The sequence below is a fragment of the Paraburkholderia sp. CI3 genome, assembly GCF_050436505.1.
In the GTDB taxonomy this organism is placed as follows: Bacteria; Pseudomonadota; Gammaproteobacteria; order Burkholderiales; family Burkholderiaceae; genus Paraburkholderia; species Paraburkholderia tuberum.
The window spans coordinates 1883794-1898570 of sequence record NZ_JBNDMI010000004.1; the positions used below are offsets into that span (position 1 = coordinate 1883794).

Below are 14777 nucleotides of genomic sequence, written 5' to 3' on the forward strand. Positions count from 1 at the left end.
CCGTTCGCGTTCACAGCGCGCGCATCCACACATGCGGGATGCCGTCTTCGTCGTGAACCTCCGAGACCGGCTCGAAGCCGAACGCACCGTAAAAGCCTTGCAGATGCGCCTGCGCGTGCAGACGGATCGGCGTATCGGGCCACTGCGCACGGATTTGCGCGAGCGAGCGTTCGAGCATCGCATTGCCGAGACCGATGCCGCGAAACGGCGCGGTCGTCAACACCCGGCCGATGCGCACATCGGCATCCGCCGCATCGGGCAACAACACGCGCAGATAGCCGGCCAACGGCGGCAGCGCCGCACCGTCGCCGGTGCCATACGCAAGCAGATGCCAGGCTTCGACGTCGAGCCCATCGATATCGCCATACACGCAGTTCTGTTCGACGACGAACACCGCGCTGCGGGCGGCCAGCATCTCATAGACTTCGACGCTCGTGAGGTTCCCGAACGGCTTCCAGCGCCATTCGAGCTGGGCGAGCCGCGCGGCGGCGGTGTGTTGCGCTTCAGTCATCGGTAGCTTTCAGGGTCAATGCGCGACAGCGCGGGCAACGATCCGCAATTATGCCGCGCGGCTCGTCATCGAGCATGCGCAGGTCTGGCATCCGGGCAGTCGACACGGCTGTATTCAGTCGCGAAAGCCGCGCACGCGTTCAGAACACCGCTTGCACGGGTCGCGCGAGACAGTCGGGGAGATTGCCGGGGCCGCATAGATGCAGCGCGCCGACGACCACCAGCGTGCGCTCGCGAACGTCCAGCAAGTCGCTCAGCCGCGCGGCCCACGCGCGATTGCGCACCTCGAGAATCGCCTGACGGATGCCGGCCAGATTGAACATCGGCGATTCGACGGCGATTTGCTGTATCGCGTGCAGATCGCCCTCCAGCCACGCCGCGTGCATCCGTTCGAGCGTGCGCTGCGGTTCGCCGCGGTCGGCCATCAGCATGTCGAGCGCCGCGGCAATGGCTTCGAGCGGAATCGATTCGAGCGCGACTGCGACGTCCCGCGCGGACTCGAGATAGCGATACGGCTTCGCCTGCGCGAGCGCCGAGCGCAACATGCGCGGCTCGACACCCTCGACGACCTGCTGCAGCAGCGTCGGCGCGACGATCAGCGCGGCCCACGGACGCAGTGTTTCAAGCGGCGCGAGCAGGCCATCGGTCGGCCACAGCGCCTGCAGTTGCGTCCAGGCTTCGTCGCGCATCCGGGGCCGCAGTTGCGCGGCGTCGGGGTGTGCGTCGGCTTTGAGAAACGGCAGGATCGTTGCTGGGTCGGACTCGAATACGAGCGCGTCGGCCCAGTCATAGGCTTCGGCGACCCATGGCGGCGTTCGACGGCTCGTCGCGGGAAACAGATGCATCGAGCCGAGCAGGCGGACCTGAGTGCCGGTGAGTTGGAAATACATACGGCTTCAATGAAAACGGGCGATGACAGTGGTGCGATTCTATCGCCCGGCCTGGATGAGGCGCGCCGGCGTGCGTTGCCCTTCCCGTGCGCGCGCCGGACACGCCGTTGAGCGGAATGCGCTGCCCCAATGAATGCGGGAACGCATCAAACGCCTGAACCCGATTATTGCCCGCTCTTTTTAAACGACTCGAGTTCGGTCGTATAGCGCTCGTTTCTCACGCCATTGCTGCCGTAATACTCTTCCACCGATTTCACCCAACGGCCGACTTCCGGCACATACCAAAACGCTTTATACGTGCGTCCCGTCGCCTGAACAGGACCGAGTTTCTGCGCATGCGTGATCATCGCGGTGTCGCCCTGCTCGACCTGGGTGGCTTGCGTGACCGTCTGCCGCGGCTCGAGTTGCGCGACCCAGTCGCCTTCGGCTTCGATCTTGATCGCCTGGAATTTGCCGGCGGGCACTTCGACGGTTTCCGTTCCGACCACCCGATACTGCGAGTTCCACTTCTGCGAAGCGAATACCCGGTTCGGATGCTGCCCGGCGTATTCGACCGTCCAGCTCTTACCCGGCGACAACGGAAACGCGAACGGCCGGTTCACGACTGTATCGGTGCCGTTCACGCTGCGCTCGCGGCGCCGGTCCGCTCCGGCGATCACTTCGCGTGGCGCCTGCGTCGAACCGGAGATCTTCGATTCGAAATAGATGTGCGATGGCGTCGCCCGCAGCACCGTCACCTGCTCGTGCGTCTGGTTCCAGCCCGATGGCCCTCTCTCGCTCGTCGATGTATATGTCCGGCGGTACGCCGCAAGAGAACTACTGCTTCCTGAACACCGCTGCCGTGCAGTCAATCAAATCCGCGCTCAATTTCTAATCGATTCGGAGGAACGTCTGCGGCACGCAGTCGGATCGACCGCTCCGCTCACCTTGATGACGACGATCGACGAGGCTGGCGAAGAGAGGAACAGAAAAAGAAAAGCCCCGACAAGTCGGGGCTTTCGCTTTACATCAAAGACTGGAGGCGCGAGCCGGAGTCGAACCGGCCTAAACGGCTTTGCAGGCCGCTGCATAACCGCTTTGCTATCGCGCCACAAGCGGACTGGAACCTGGACACGGGTTCGCAGATTTATCAGGTGATTACCAGAAGAACCGAAGCTCTGGAAGTTCAGAACGAGCGGCCTTCCAAACAAAAAGGGAAGCGCTGCTTCCCCTGATGTATGGAGCGGGAGACGAGGCTCGAACTCGCGACCTCAACCTTGGCAAGGTTGCGCTCTACCAACTGAGCTACTCCCGCATTGAACTGCTTCACCGCGCTGCTTTTTTACTTCGCCAAACAATGCGATGCTTCGAATACTGGAGCGGGAAACGAGGCTCGAACTCGCGACCTCAACCTTGGCAAGGTTGCGCTCTACCAACTGAGCTATTCCCGCGTTGTGCTGCATTTACCGCTACTGCTTTACTGCGTCTCCGGTGTCTCGCGTTGCGTGAATCGGAGAAACGAGATTATGGAGAATCGACTGAAACGTGTCAACCCCTTTGCCCGTCTGCTTTAAAGAAATATTTCTCTCGTAGTAGTGCGGGGTTCGAACACACTTTTGCGCCCCCCGTGCTCTTCTATTCACACCGTCACGCAATGCCGCCGCGCTCGCGAATCTGCGGCCACGCGAGCTTCATGTAGTACAGCATCGACCAGATCGTCAGGAACGCAGCCAGATAGATCAGCCACAGGCCCCACACGCGCGTGTCGACCGTCACGCCGCCACCGAGCGGCAGCGGGCCATAGAACAGCAGCATCGGGATCGCGACCATCTGGCAAGCGGTCTTGAACTTGCCGAGCGAGTTCACCGCGACGCTCTTCGACGCACCGATCTGCGCCATCCATTCGCGCAGGGCCGAGATCGCGATTTCACGTCCGACGATCACGAGCGCGATCGCGGAATCGATCCGCGTGAGTTGCACGAGCACGAGCAGCGCCGCGGTCACCATCAGCTTGTCGGCGACCGGATCGAGAAACGCGCCGAATGCCGAGGTCTGATTCCATTTGCGGGCCAGAAAGCCGTCGAACCAGTCGGTGAGCGCCGCCAGGATGAAGATCGTCGCGGCCGCGAGATTGCGGTGCGCGGGGCTCATCATCATGTCGGGCAAATAGAACACACCGACGACGAGCGGAATCAGCACGATCCGCAGCCAGGTCAGGAATATCGGGAAATTAAACGGCATGGGGCAGGCGCAGCGTCTGACGAGTGAGTTGCAATTGTGCCGTGTCACAGGGCCTGCCACAAGCAAGCGCGCCCAGGCATGGCCGCGCGGGGGCGGCAAGCGAGCCGCCCCCGGCGCGTGGTTCGCAGCCAGCGCATCCGCAGCGCCACGCCGCGGGCCCGACGAACCGTCGTTCCGATCACGGCGCGGCGTGGCCCGCCAATTCAATGCAGTTGCCGGTAGATCTGCTCGGCGAGCGCCTGCGAAATGCCTTCGACGCTCGCGAGATCCTCTACGCTCGCGGCCACCACGCCGCGCAAGCCGCCAAAGCGCGCCAGCAGGCGCTGACGCCGCTTCGCCCCTACGCCTTCGAGTTCTTCGAGCCGCGAGGTCTGGCGCGTCTTGCCGCGTTTGGCGCGCATGCCAGTGATCGCGAAACGATGCGCTTCGTCGCGGATCTGCGCAACCAGCATCAGCGCGGCGCTTTCCTTGCCGAGTTCGAGCGGCGTGCGGCCGTCCGCGAAAATCAGCGTCTCGAGACCGACCTTGCGCCCCTCGCCCTTCGCGACGCCGACGAGCATGCCAGTATCGAGCCCCAACTCCGTGAACACCTGCCGCGCGATCTCCACCTGCCCCTTGCCGCCGTCGATCAGCACGATGGTCGGCAGCACGCCGCCGGCCGCGGCCGGCTCGGCGGCATCGGCGGCGAGCGCGGGATCGGCGGCCGCGTCACTTTGCGATTCGGCGGCTTCGTCGCTCGCATTCGCGGCGGCCTGCGCGACCATCTTTTCGTAGCGGCGCGTGAGCACCTGGCGCATCGCCGCGTAATCGTCACCGGGCGTGATGCCGGCGATGTTGTAGCGGCGATACTCGGACGACTGCATCTTGTGGTGGTGAAAGACGACGCAGGACGCCTGCGTCGCCTCGCCCATCGTGTGACTGATGTCGAAGCATTCGATGCGCAGATGCGCGAGGTCGTCGCACTCCATGCCGAGCGTGTCGGTCAACGCGCGCGTGCGCGCCTGCTGCGAGCCCTGCTCGGAGAGCAGGCGCGCGAGCGCGAGCCGCGCGTTCTGCTCGGCCATCGCGAGCCACGCGCGCCGCTGTCCTTGCGGTTGACGCAGTACGGTCACCTTGTGGCCCGCCTGCTCGATCAGCACGTCGACGAGTTCGCGCGCCGGCGCGTGGCTGACCACCAGCACCGGCGGCACGCGATTGCCGAGGTAATGCTGCGCGATGAACGCTTCGAGCACTTCGGATTCGATGCCGCCTGGCGCGCGGCTTTTGCGGCGCTTCGCCGCGGGGCCGGACTCTGCGTTCCCGTCGGTGCCTTCATCCGCGCCGTCGTCGCTGACGGCGTCCGGGGTCGCTTCGGCAGCCTCGTCGATCGCGTCTTCTTCACTACCATCGGCGTCCTCGTCTTCCGACGGCATGTCCTGAGCGATCGCGAGCGCATCGGCCGAGGCGCTCGCCGCCGCGGCCGATGGCGCGACCGCTCGCACATCCGCCGATGCATCGTCCTGATCGCCGTCTTCTTCGAGCCCGCCTTCCTCCGCCGTCAACGCGCTCTCCACGTGCGTGGGAAAGTACGCCTTGTCGCCGAGATGTCGTCCGCCGCGCACCATCGCGAGATTCACGCACACGCGGCCGCCCAGCGCGACTACCGCGAGAATGTCGACGTCGCTGTCGCTGCCGACTTCGATTGCCTGCTGATGCAGCACCGTCGACAGCGAACTCATCTGGTTGCGCACCGCCGCGGCCTGCTCGAACTTCAGCTCGCTCGCGAAAGCATGCATCTTCTGCTCGAGCTCCTTCATCACCTCGCCCTGACGGCCGAGCAGAAAGCGCGACGCGTTGGCGACGTCGCGCGCGTAATCCTCCTCGCTGATGTTCGCGACGCACGGCGCCGTGCAACGGCCGATCTGATGCAGCAGACACGGCCGCGTGCGGTTGTTGAACACCGAGTCTTCGCAGGTGCGCAGCTGGAACACGCGCTGCAGGATCTGGATGCTCTCGCGCACCGCCCACGCGCTCGGGAACGGGCCGAAGTACTGGTTCTTGCGATCGACCGAGCCGCGGTAATAGGCCATGCGCGGAAACTTGTGGCCCGTCAGCTTCAGATAGGGATACGACTTGTCGTCGCGAAACAGGATGTTGTAACGCGGCGTGAGCGCCTTGATCAGATTGTTTTCGAGCAGCAGCGCCTCGGCCTCGGAACGCGTGACCGTGGTCTCGATGCGCGCGATGCGCGTGACCATCATCGCGATACGCGGCGACAGCTGGGTCTTCGTGAAGTAGCTCGATACGCGTTTCTTCAGATCGCGCGCCTTGCCGACGTAGAGCACCGCGCCACTCGTGTCGTAATAGCGGTAGACGCCGGGCAGATGCGGCAGTTGGGCGAGCACTGTTTTCGGCTCGAAGGTGTCGGGGGCGTCGCTGGCTTCGGGTTCGGTCATGCGGGATCGATTGGGGTGGGACTGTCTCGCGCTGCCTCGCCGCTTGCACCGATTGCACCGATTGCACCGATTGCGCCGCCGGGAGCCCGGCATCGTGCGCCGGGGGTCATGTCGCGTGTCGCCGATGCGGCCCGCATGGCGGACAAAGGGCGCGCGCGATCGCGAGCGAGGCTTTAGAATCGCCAGTTTAGAACATTCCGCGTTCGTTCGAACCCGCTCCGTTCGCCGGAGTCACCGAGCCAGCCGAGCCGCCATGTCCTCCGTCGCGCCCGATTCCGGATCACCCGCCGCCCCTGCCAACCCGATCGCCTGCGATATCTTCTGCGCGGTGATCGACAACTTCGGCGACATCGGCGTGTGCTGGCGCCTCGCGCGCCAACTCGCGCGCGAGCACGGCTGGCAGGTGCGCGTGTTCGTCGACGATCTGCATGCGTTCAGGAGGCTGTGCCCGTCGCTCGAGCTAGAGCGTGCGCGGCAGACGCTCGACGGCATCGTCGTCGAGCATTGGCACGAGCCGTCCCATGTTGGCGATACGCTCGAAGTCGCCGACGTCGTGATCGAGGCGTTCGCCTGCGAACTGCCGCCCGTCTATATCGCGGCGATGGCAGAGCGCGCGAGCGTGCCGCTCTGGTTCAACCTCGAATATCTGAGCGCCGAGGACTGGATCGCCGATTTTCATCTGCGGCCGTCGCCGCATCCGCGCTACGCACTCAGCAAGACCTTCTTTTTCCCCGGACTCGGCCCCGGCACCGGTGGCGTCCTGAAAGAGCGCGATCTCGACGCGGCGCGCGCCGCGTTCGAAGCATCGCCCGCCGCGCGCACCGACTGGTGGCGCAACGTCACGGGCCACGCGCCGCCGCCCGCCGACGCGACGGTCGTGTCGCTGTTCGCCTACGAAAACCCGGCCGTCGACAGCCTGCTCGAACAATGGGGCGACAACGCAAGCCCGATCGTGCTGCTGGTGCCCGAAGGACGCATTTCCGGCGCGCTGGCGCGCTTTTTCGGCCTACCGTCGTTTGCAGCGGGCACCCATGCGACGCTCGGCAACCTCAGCGCGCACGCGCTCGCGTTCACCGAACAGCCTGGCTACGACGCACTGCTATGGGCGAGCGACGTCAATTTCGTACGCGGCGAGGACTCGTTCGTGCGCGCGCAGTGGGCCGCCAAGCCGTTCGTCTGGCACATCTACCCGCAGGCCGACGACGCCCATCTGCCAAAGCTCGACGCCGCACTTGCGCACTACACCCGCACGCTCCCAGCTGACGCGCGCACCGCGCTCGAGCGCTTCTGGCACGCGTGGAACGGCGCTGGTCAGCCGGACTGGGCGGAATTCCAGCGCCACTATCCGGCCCTGAAACGGCGCGCCGCTGGCTGGGCGGTCGAACTCGCGCAAGTCGGCGATCTCGCCGGAAATCTGACCTCGTTCGCAAAAACTCAGTTAAAATAAGCGGTTATCCAACGGCCGACGACGCAAGCGCGGCCCGATTAGACCAACTACCCCATGGTCAGCCCGTCTGACCGGTCCCCTCGAAAAACACAGCACGCGTCCCAATCTTCCGGTCGGGCACGCGAATGTCAAAAAAGGGACGTATGTTTGGGCGTGTTGCAGATCGGCGCCACTCGTGTACACGCCCGAACAGGGTAAAAATCAGGTAACGGACAGGTGGAACGCCGAGGCATCACGCCCCCGGGTTTTCGCCGCGAGCCGGTCCCGTTTCACGCATCCGGGCTGCGCGGCCGCTTCCCGCGGCGCGCGGCAGGCGGTGGGCGAAACGCCGAAGCCGCTTGCGCCGTATGCCGTGAGCAACAGTTAAGCTATTTATCTCGTACAGGACAGTTTTATGAAGACCGCACAGGAACTCCGCACCGGCAACGTCGTGATGATCGGCGCAGACGCAATGGTCGTGCAAAAGGCCGAATACAACAAATCGGGCCGTAACTCCGCCGTCGTCAAGATGAAGTTCAAGAACCTGCTGACCGGCGCGGGCATGGAAACCGTGTACAAGGCGGACGACAAGTTCGACGTCGTCGTGCTCGAGCGCAAGGAAGTGACGTACTCGTACTTCGCCGACCCGATGTACGTGTTCATGGACGCCGACTACAACCAGTACGAAGTCGAAGCCGAAATGATGGGCGACGCGATGCACTACCTCGAAGACGGCATGGCTTGCGAAGTCGTGTTCTACAACGAGAAGGCGATCTCGGTCGAGCTGCCGACCACGCTGGTTCGCGAAATCATCTACACGGAACCGGCCGTCAAGGGCGATACGTCGTCGGGCAAGGTGCTGAAGAACGCCAAGCTGAACACCGGCTTCGAACTGCAAGTGCCGCTCTTCTGCAACATCGGCGACAAGATCGAAATCGACACGCGTACGCACGAGTACCGCAGCCGCGCCTAAGCGCCCGCCTGCGTCACCCCGCCAGCACCGGAGCCCTGCCGGCCTGCACAAAAAGCGCTCAATTTTTGGGCGCTTTTTCTTTTCTGTCGCGCCGTGTATGGTTTAGGAAAACTTTACCGGCAAATTTCTCAAAATTACCATCGCGACATCCGGATTTCGCATTGGGCGCGCGGCAAGCCCTTGATCGATTTCATCCACGCTCTTTGGCACGATCTCTGCTAGGTGGAGAGAGTAACGCGAGTATCGCTCATTTTCCACTCCTCGGAGAGGCACCATGAACAACGACATCGCTGAAGGTAAATGGAGACAGATGATCGGCAAGGCGAAGACCGCATGGGGCGAACTGACGGACGACGAGTTGACCAAGGCCGAAGGCCGGGCCGACAAGCTCGCTGGTCTGATTCAGGAACGCTATGGCAAAACCCGTGAACAGTCGGAACTCGAAGTGCGCCGGTTTTTCGATAGCAACCGGGATTTCTGACAGGACCAGTGAAGGAACTACAGGCGCCGGCCCGCGTGACTCAAGGCGCAGTGCCGGCGGCTGTCGTTTTTTCATCGCCCAGGGACCGTTCGTTTAGCCCTGTCATCGAGCCCCCAGAGTCCGCGGTGCGCGCCATCAGCGTTGGCGGCGCACCGGGCATTCAACCCATTCATAAAATTGCGCTCGCCATGCCACACGCCCTGATTGTTGAAGACGATCCCAATAGCCTGTCCGGTCTGTCGGCAATCCTCGCCGCCGACGGCTTTTCGGTCGACACCGCGACCACGCTCGCCGAGGCCCGCGGCGCATTGACGCGCTTCATCCCCGACGTCGTGCTCGTCGACCTGAATCTGCCGGACGGCAGCGGCCTCGATCTGTTGCAGCATCTGCCCGCGCATCCGCCGGGCGGCGCGCTTCCGGTGATCGTGATGACCGGCAATGCGACCGTCGAGAGTGCGATCGAGGGCTTGCGGCACGGTATCTGGGACTATCTGCTGAAGCCGGTCAACATTCCGCGCCTGCGCAGCCTGCTCGCGCGCATTCCGCGGCCTTATGAGCTGACCGAGGAGGTCCAGGCGCTGCGCGCGGCGCTGCGTCAGCTTGGGCGCTTCGGCTCGATGCTCGGTCGCAGCGGCGCCATTCAGCACGTGTACGACACGATCGAGCGTCTCGCGCCGACAGAAGCCGCGGTGCTGATCTCCGGCGAGGCTGGCACCGGCAAGCAGATCGCCGCGCGCACGCTGCACGACATGAGCCGCCGCCGCAAAGGCCCGTTCGTCACGTTCGATTGCCGCGGCGCGACCGCGGGCGGGCTCAATCGCTCGCTCGACAGCATGCTGTTCGGTCACGAACGCGGAGCGTTCGGCGGCGCCGAGCAGCGCGAGCCGGGCCTCTTCGAACAGGCGAGCGGCGGCACGTTGTTCATCAACGAAATCACCGAGCTGCCGCGCACGCAGCAGGAAGCGCTGTTGCGCGCGCTCGATTCGCAGACCTTCATGCGCGTGGGCGGTACCAGCCAGATCGTGACCGACTTCCGGCTCATCGCGTCGACGCGCAAGTCGCCGCGCGCGGCGGTCGCGGACGGCTCGCTGCATCAGGACCTCGCGCTGCGCCTCGAAGCCGCCGCGGTCATGCTGCCGCCGCTGCGCGAGCGTGGTGAAGATCCGCTGCTGATTGCGCAGGCAGCCGTCGACGAACTGAATGTGGAAGCGACCGCGCGCGGAACGGCCGAGGTCGCGAAGCAGGCGGCGCCGAATTTCCTGCGCGAATGCCTCGCGTACGACTGGCCGGGCAACGTGCGCGAACTGCAGGAGCGCGTGCGGCGCGCTTATCAGGCATCGGGCGACGTGATCGAGTCGTTGCGCGCCGACGAAGCCAGCACGGCGAACGGCCGCGATCTGAACGGCAGTCGCGTGCAGGTGACCGTCGGTACGCCCCTCGCGGACGTCGAAGAAATGCTGATTCGCGCGACGCTCGACGCGGTCGGCGGCACGCGGCATCGCGCGGCGTCGTTGCTGGGAATCAGCCCGAAGACGCTGTACAACAAGTTGCAGCGCATGCGCTTGAACTGAGCGATCGGATCGCGCGTGCTGCGGTTGTCAAGCAAAGCCTGACGGCGGCTCGCACCGTTCGAAGCTGATAAAAAATGGCGCCTTGAATTGCTTCAAGGCGCCATTTCCGTTTATGCAAACGTACTGCGCAGCAGCCTCTGCGCTTCGGCGTACCGTGGCTCGGCCATCAGCTTGCTCCACGTGAGCGCTTTACCGCGCGGCCGCATGCGCTTCAGCCGCCGCTGCGATTCCCTCGACGGCGTGACGCGCAGCGCGTCGAGCACCTTCTCCGCTTCGTCCGGCTGGTTGCAGATCAGCACCATGTCGCAGCCGGCCTCCAGGGCCGCTTGCGCACCTTCGGTCAGCGTGCCGCCCTGGCGCGCGGCTTCCATCGACAGATCGTCGCTGAAGATCGCGCCTTCGAAGCCAAGCTTGCCGCGCAGGATGTCCTGCAACCAGATGCGCGAGAAGCCGGCCGGCTTCGCATCGACCCGCGGATAGACGACGTGCGCGGGCAGCACCGCGCCAAGCGACAGACCGAGCCAGTCGTACGGCGCGACGTCGTTGCCGAGGATTTCTTCGATCGGGCGTTCGTCGACGGGCATCGCGACGTGCGAATCTGCCTGCGCGAATCCGTGCCCTGGAAAATGCTTGCCGCAATTGCTCATGCCGGCGAGCGCGAGGCCGTGGTTCAAACTCTTCGCGAGCAGCGCGACCACGCGCGCATCGCGATGGAACGCGCGATCGCCGATCACCTGCGAGTGTCCATAGTCGAGGTCGAGCACCGGCGTGAAGCTCATGTCGATACCGCACGCGCGCAGTTCCGCGGCGAGGATATAGCCGACCGCGGTCGTCACCTTGGTCGCGTGCAGCACGTCCTGGTCCCACAGCGCGCCGAGCTTACCCATCGACGGCAGCACCGTGAAGCCGTCGGTGCGAAAGCGCTGCACGCGGCCGCCTTCGTGATCGACGGCGATCAGCAGATCCGGGCGAATCGCGCGGATGGCATCGGTCAGCCCGACCAGTTGCGCGCGGCTCTCGTAGTGGCGCGCGAACAGGATCACGCCGCCGGTCATCGGGTGAGCGAGACGCCTTTTGTCATCGCGGTTCAGCGTTTTGCCGACCACGTCGAGCATCACCGGTCCGGGTGTGGTTTTCATCGAATTCCGCTGGAAAACTGTGAGACAACACAAACGCGACCGCCAGCGGCCGCGCTCAACCTTTTCATTCTGTGGCGGAACGGGCGGACGAAGCCCGCGACGCCGACGCCGCCAACGAACCTTCCGTATCGCCCGGCCGCTGCGTCTCCGCGATCACGAACGACACCGCGTAGTCGCGCTCGTCGCTGATCGTCACGCGCGCCGTGATGCCGCGCGCGTCGAGCCAGTCGGCCAGCTCGCCAGAGGCGACCACCATCGGCTCGCCGCTCGGCCGGTTCAGCGTTTGCAGCCCGCGCCAGCTCATCGGCCAGTGCATGCCGAGGCCGATCGCCTTCGAGAACGCCTCTTTCGCCGAGAAGCGCGTCGCGAGAAACGCGAGACCACGCGCCGCCGAACGGGCGTGGCGCGCATGGTACACGCGTAGTTCGTCGGGACCGAGCACCTTCTCCGCGAAACGGCCATTGGTGCGAGTCATCACCGCTGCTACGCGGCTGACCTGAACGATGTCGGTGCCGATTCCGTAGATTGCCATGCGTGCGTCCGTCGGCAGGTTGCGTTACGCTCGCGCGCCGAGACGCGCGGCGACCATGATCGCCTTCATCTCGCGCACCGCGTTGTCCCAGCCCGCGAAGATCGCGTGCGCGACGATCGCATGGCCGATGTTGAGTTCGACGATGCCGTCGATCGCCGCGATCTGCTGCACGTTCGTGTAGTGCAGGCCGTGGCCCGCGTTCACTTTGAGGCCGAGCGTCGCGCCGAATTCGACTGCTCGCACCATGCGCTCGTATTCGCGCTGCTGTTCCGCGGGATCATGAGCTTCCGCGTAACGGCCTGTATGCAGCTCGATCACCGGCGCGCCGGCTTCGTGCGCGGCGCGAATCTGCGTCTCCTCGGGGTCGATGAAGAGCGACACGCGCGAGCTCGCGTCCGCCAGTTGCTTGCATGCGGCGCGCACCGCCTCGAACTGTCCGGCGACGTCGAGACCGCCTTCGGTCGTCAGCTCCTCGCGCTTTTCCGGCACGAGGCAGACGTCGTGCGGTTGCACTGCGCACGCGATGTCGAGCATTTCCGGCGTGACCGCGCATTCGAGATTCATGCGCGTTTTCAGCAGCGGACGCAACTTGTGTACGTCGGCGTCGACGATATGCCGGCGGTCTTCGCGTAGATGCAGCGTGATCGCGTCGGCGCCGGCTTCTTCGGCCATCAGCGCAGCGCGGATCGGATCGGGATAGGACGTGCCACGCGCGTTGCGCAGCGTGGCGACGTGGTCGATGTTCACGCCGAGATCGATCGCGGTCGGCGAAGTCAGGAAGAAGCTCATAGGTTTTGCAGGTCGATCAGGATCTGGCGGGTGGCAAGCGGCGCGCCGCCGAGATAGGTGTTGAGCAGGAAGCGCATCAGCGTTTTGCTTTGCGCGACGGTCTGCGCTCGATGGTAATCGTCCTTTTCCATATCGAGCAAGGTTTGTCCCGACACTACCGGCCACTGCGCGGGCCATTCGTCCGATGCCTCGCGTACCCCGCGCTCGGGATCGAACACGTAGCGGCCGTCGGCGAGCACCGCTTTGCGTGCGACCGTGCGGTCGAGCGCCATCGCGTAACCGGTCTCGCGTAGCAGCACGCGTTCGAACGAGCGCAGCACCTGCACCGGCGGCTCATCGTGCGCGAGCCGCGTCAGCGTGACGACGTAGTGATGGAACAACTGAGGATGCGGGTCTTCGCGCGCGCAGAAGCGCACCAGCAGTTCGTTGACGTAGAAACCGCACAGCAGCGCGTCGCCGGTCAGCGGCAGCATGCCGCCGACCCATTCGGCGCCGGTCAGCGTGCGCATTTCGGACTTGCCCGACCACGCGAGCGACAGCGGCTGGAACGTTTGCAGCACACCGCGCAGCGCGGAGTGCGGGCGCTTCGCGCCCTTTGCGACCAGCGCGAGACGGCCGTGATCGCGCGACAGCACGTCGATGATCAGGCTGGTCTCGCGATACGGATAGCTATGCAGCACGAACGCGGGCTGCTCGGTGATCCGATATTCGGATGCGGGGGTGCGCGGCGCGCGGCGCGCCGGCGTTTTGCGTGGCTCGCCATCGTCGGCGGGTGCGCTTTTCGCGCTTTTTGGGCTTTTTGCGTCGGCCGACGCTTTCCTCGCGCTACGCGCGGGCCGAGACGGTTCGTGCTCCGGCTGATCCGAAGCCTCGTCTGAATTGAGCGTCATCCACGCGTCATTCGTACCCATACGCACGAAGCCCGGCTTCATTGTCGGCCCAGCCGCTCTTCACCTTGACGAAGGTTTCGAGGTACACCGGCCCGTCGAACAGCTTTGCCATGTCGAGGCGAGCCTCGGTGCTGATCTGCTTCAGCTTCGCGCCCTTCTGGCCGATGATCATCGCCTTGTGCATGTCGCGATCGACGAGGATCGTCGCGAAGATACGGCGCAGCCGCCCTTCGGTTTCGAACTTCTCGATCAGCACGGTGCTCGTGTACGGCAGCTCGTCGCCGGTCCAGCGGAAGACTTTCTCGCGCAGGATTTCGGCGGCAAGGAAGCGCTCGCTGCGATCGGTCAGGTCGTCCTCGCCGTAGATCGGCTCGCCTTCCGGCAGGAACGGCTTGACGGTGGCCATCAGACGTTTGATGTCGTCGGAATTTTTCGCCGACAGCGGCACGATCTCGTTGAACTCGCGCAGCGTGCTCATCTGCTGCATGAACGGGAACAGCGAGTCTTTATCCGACACGCGATCGAGCTTGTTCGCGATCAGCAGCGTCGGGACCTTCGCCGGGATCAGATCGAGTACCTTCTGGTCGTCAGGGCCGAAGCGGCCTGCTTCGATGACGAACAGGATCGCGTCGACCGAGGTCAGCGTCGACGTAACGGCGCGATTCAGCGAGCGGTTCAGGGCGCCGCTGTGTTTGGTCTGAAAACCGGGCGTGTCGACGAAGATGTACTGGGCGTCTTCGAGCGTATTGATGCCGGTAATGCGATGGCGCGTGGTCTGCGCCTTGCGCGAGGTGATGCTGACTTTCTGGCCGACCAGCGCGTTCATCAGCGTGGACTTGCCGACATTCGGGCGGCCGACGATCGCGACCATGCCGCAGCGAAAACCAGTGGGAGTGGGAGCGTTCATATTCGGACTACGGC

General features: G+C 64.5%; 14 protein-coding genes and 3 tRNA genes. 4 read left to right on the top strand and 13 right to left on the bottom strand.

Annotated elements, in window-relative coordinates:
- Positions 1 to 10: 10 nt before the first annotated feature.
- The 8 genes from OKW29_RS29990 to uvrC all read right to left on the bottom strand — a co-directional run bounded on the left by OKW29_RS29990 (position 11) and on the right by uvrC (position 6055).
- Entirely contained in the window at positions 11 to 511 is a 501-nt protein-coding gene (locus OKW29_RS29990) for a GNAT family N-acetyltransferase (RefSeq protein WP_429293619.1), read from the bottom strand.
- A gap of 139 nt (positions 512 to 650) precedes the next feature.
- The gene (locus OKW29_RS29995) at positions 651 to 1400 is read right to left on the bottom strand and encodes a TraB/GumN family protein (protein WP_429293620.1); all 750 of its coding nucleotides are present in this window, start codon (positions 1398 to 1400) and stop codon (positions 651 to 653) included.
- A gap of 164 nt (positions 1401 to 1564) precedes the next feature.
- Complete coding sequence (locus OKW29_RS30000) at positions 1565 to 2137, bottom strand: hypothetical protein (protein WP_429293621.1); 573 nt, start codon at positions 2135 to 2137, stop codon at positions 1565 to 1567.
- Positions 2138 to 2416: 279 nt separating this feature from the next.
- Positions 2417 to 2490: transfer RNA gene (locus OKW29_RS30005), tRNA-Cys, on the bottom strand.
- 128 nt (positions 2491 to 2618) lie between these two features.
- Positions 2619 to 2694 (bottom strand) — tRNA-Gly (locus OKW29_RS30010).
- Positions 2695 to 2754: 60 nt separating this feature from the next.
- Positions 2755 to 2830 (bottom strand) — tRNA-Gly (locus tag OKW29_RS30015).
- Positions 2831 to 3026: 196 nt separating this feature from the next.
- Positions 3027 to 3620: a CDP-diacylglycerol--glycerol-3-phosphate 3-phosphatidyltransferase gene (gene pgsA / locus OKW29_RS30020; RefSeq protein WP_062127799.1), complete on the bottom strand. Its 594-nt coding sequence runs from the start codon at positions 3618 to 3620 to the stop codon at positions 3027 to 3029.
- A 203-nt stretch (positions 3621 to 3823) separates the two neighbouring features.
- Complete coding sequence (uvrC, locus tag OKW29_RS30025; protein WP_429293622.1) at positions 3824 to 6055, bottom strand: excinuclease ABC subunit UvrC; 2232 nt, start codon at positions 6053 to 6055, stop codon at positions 3824 to 3826.
- A 253-nt stretch (positions 6056 to 6308) separates the two neighbouring features.
- Here uvrC and earP point away from each other — a divergent pair, with 253 nt between their 5' ends.
- The 4 genes from earP (at position 6309) to OKW29_RS30045 (ending at position 10506) form a co-directional block, all read left to right on the top strand.
- A complete protein-coding gene (gene earP, locus OKW29_RS30030; protein ID WP_429293623.1) occupies positions 6309 to 7502 on the top strand; it encodes an elongation factor P maturation arginine rhamnosyltransferase EarP in 1194 nt (397 codons plus the stop codon).
- A 394-nt stretch (positions 7503 to 7896) separates the two neighbouring features.
- Positions 7897 to 8454, top strand: a complete 558-nt coding sequence (efp, locus tag OKW29_RS30035) for an elongation factor P (RefSeq protein WP_008919334.1) — start codon at positions 7897 to 7899, stop codon at positions 8452 to 8454.
- Between the two features lie 274 nt (positions 8455 to 8728).
- Positions 8729 to 8935 carry a CsbD family protein gene (locus OKW29_RS30040; RefSeq protein ID WP_429293624.1) on the top strand — a complete coding sequence of 69 codons (207 nt, stop codon included), beginning with the start codon at positions 8729 to 8731 and terminating at the stop codon, positions 8933 to 8935.
- A gap of 188 nt (positions 8936 to 9123) precedes the next feature.
- Positions 9124 to 10506, top strand: coding sequence for a sigma-54-dependent transcriptional regulator (locus tag OKW29_RS30045; protein WP_429293625.1), 1383 nt, complete (start codon positions 9124 to 9126; stop codon positions 10504 to 10506).
- Positions 10507 to 10616: 110 nt separating this feature from the next.
- On the opposite strand, the gene nagZ is transcribed toward OKW29_RS30045, so the two are convergent.
- The 5 genes from nagZ to era form a co-directional block, all read right to left on the bottom strand.
- On the bottom strand, positions 10617 to 11645 hold the full coding sequence (gene nagZ, locus OKW29_RS30050) for a beta-N-acetylhexosaminidase (protein ID WP_187616936.1): 1029 nt from the start codon (positions 11643 to 11645) through the stop codon (positions 10617 to 10619).
- Between the two features lie 64 nt (positions 11646 to 11709).
- A complete protein-coding gene (acpS, locus tag OKW29_RS30055; RefSeq protein ID WP_429293626.1) occupies positions 11710 to 12177 on the bottom strand; it encodes a holo-ACP synthase in 468 nt (155 codons plus the stop codon).
- 24 nt (positions 12178 to 12201) lie between these two features.
- Entirely contained in the window at positions 12202 to 12966 is a 765-nt protein-coding gene (pdxJ, locus tag OKW29_RS30060) for a pyridoxine 5'-phosphate synthase (protein WP_429293627.1), read from the bottom strand.
- A complete protein-coding gene (gene recO, locus OKW29_RS30065; RefSeq protein WP_429293628.1) occupies positions 12963 to 13877 on the bottom strand; it encodes a DNA repair protein RecO in 915 nt (304 codons plus the stop codon). The genes pdxJ and recO overlap by 4 nt, the downstream gene beginning before the upstream one ends.
- Positions 13864 to 14763: a GTPase Era gene (era, locus tag OKW29_RS30070; RefSeq protein ID WP_026225953.1), complete on the bottom strand. Its 900-nt coding sequence runs from the start codon at positions 14761 to 14763 to the stop codon at positions 13864 to 13866. The genes recO and era overlap by 14 nt, the downstream gene beginning before the upstream one ends.
- Between the last annotated feature and the right edge of the window lie 14 nt (positions 14764 to 14777).

Bases quoted from the DNA above. Each gene is read 5' to 3' on its own strand.
- OKW29_RS29990 (WP_429293619.1), bottom strand. From the start codon at position 511: ATGACTGAAGCGCAACACACCGCCGCCGCGCGGCTCGCCCAGCTCGAA.
- OKW29_RS29995 (WP_429293620.1), bottom strand. From the start codon at position 1,400: ATGTATTTCCAACTCACCGGCACTCAGGTCCGCCTGCTCGGCTCGATG.
- pgsA (WP_062127799.1), bottom strand. From the start codon at position 3,620: ATGCCGTTTAATTTCCCGATATTCCTGACCTGGCTGCGGATCGTGCTG.
- uvrC (WP_429293622.1), bottom strand. From the start codon at position 6,055: ATGACCGAACCCGAAGCCAGCGACGCCCCCGACACCTTCGAGCCGAAA.
- earP (WP_429293623.1), top strand. From the start codon at position 6,309: ATGTCCTCCGTCGCGCCCGATTCCGGATCACCCGCCGCCCCTGCCAAC.
- efp (WP_008919334.1), top strand. From the start codon at position 7,897: ATGAAGACCGCACAGGAACTCCGCACCGGCAACGTCGTGATGATCGGC.
- OKW29_RS30040 (WP_429293624.1), top strand. From the start codon at position 8,729: ATGAACAACGACATCGCTGAAGGTAAATGGAGACAGATGATCGGCAAG.
- OKW29_RS30045 (WP_429293625.1), top strand. From the start codon at position 9,124: ATGCCACACGCCCTGATTGTTGAAGACGATCCCAATAGCCTGTCCGGT.
- nagZ (WP_187616936.1), bottom strand. From the start codon at position 11,645: ATGAAAACCACACCCGGACCGGTGATGCTCGACGTGGTCGGCAAAACG.
- acpS (WP_429293626.1), bottom strand. From the start codon at position 12,177: ATGGCAATCTACGGAATCGGCACCGACATCGTTCAGGTCAGCCGCGTA.
- pdxJ (WP_429293627.1), bottom strand. From the start codon at position 12,966: ATGAGCTTCTTCCTGACTTCGCCGACCGCGATCGATCTCGGCGTGAAC.
- recO (WP_429293628.1), bottom strand. From the start codon at position 13,877: ATGGGTACGAATGACGCGTGGATGACGCTCAATTCAGACGAGGCTTCG.
- era (WP_026225953.1), bottom strand. From the start codon at position 14,763: ATGAACGCTCCCACTCCCACTGGTTTTCGCTGCGGCATGGTCGCGATC.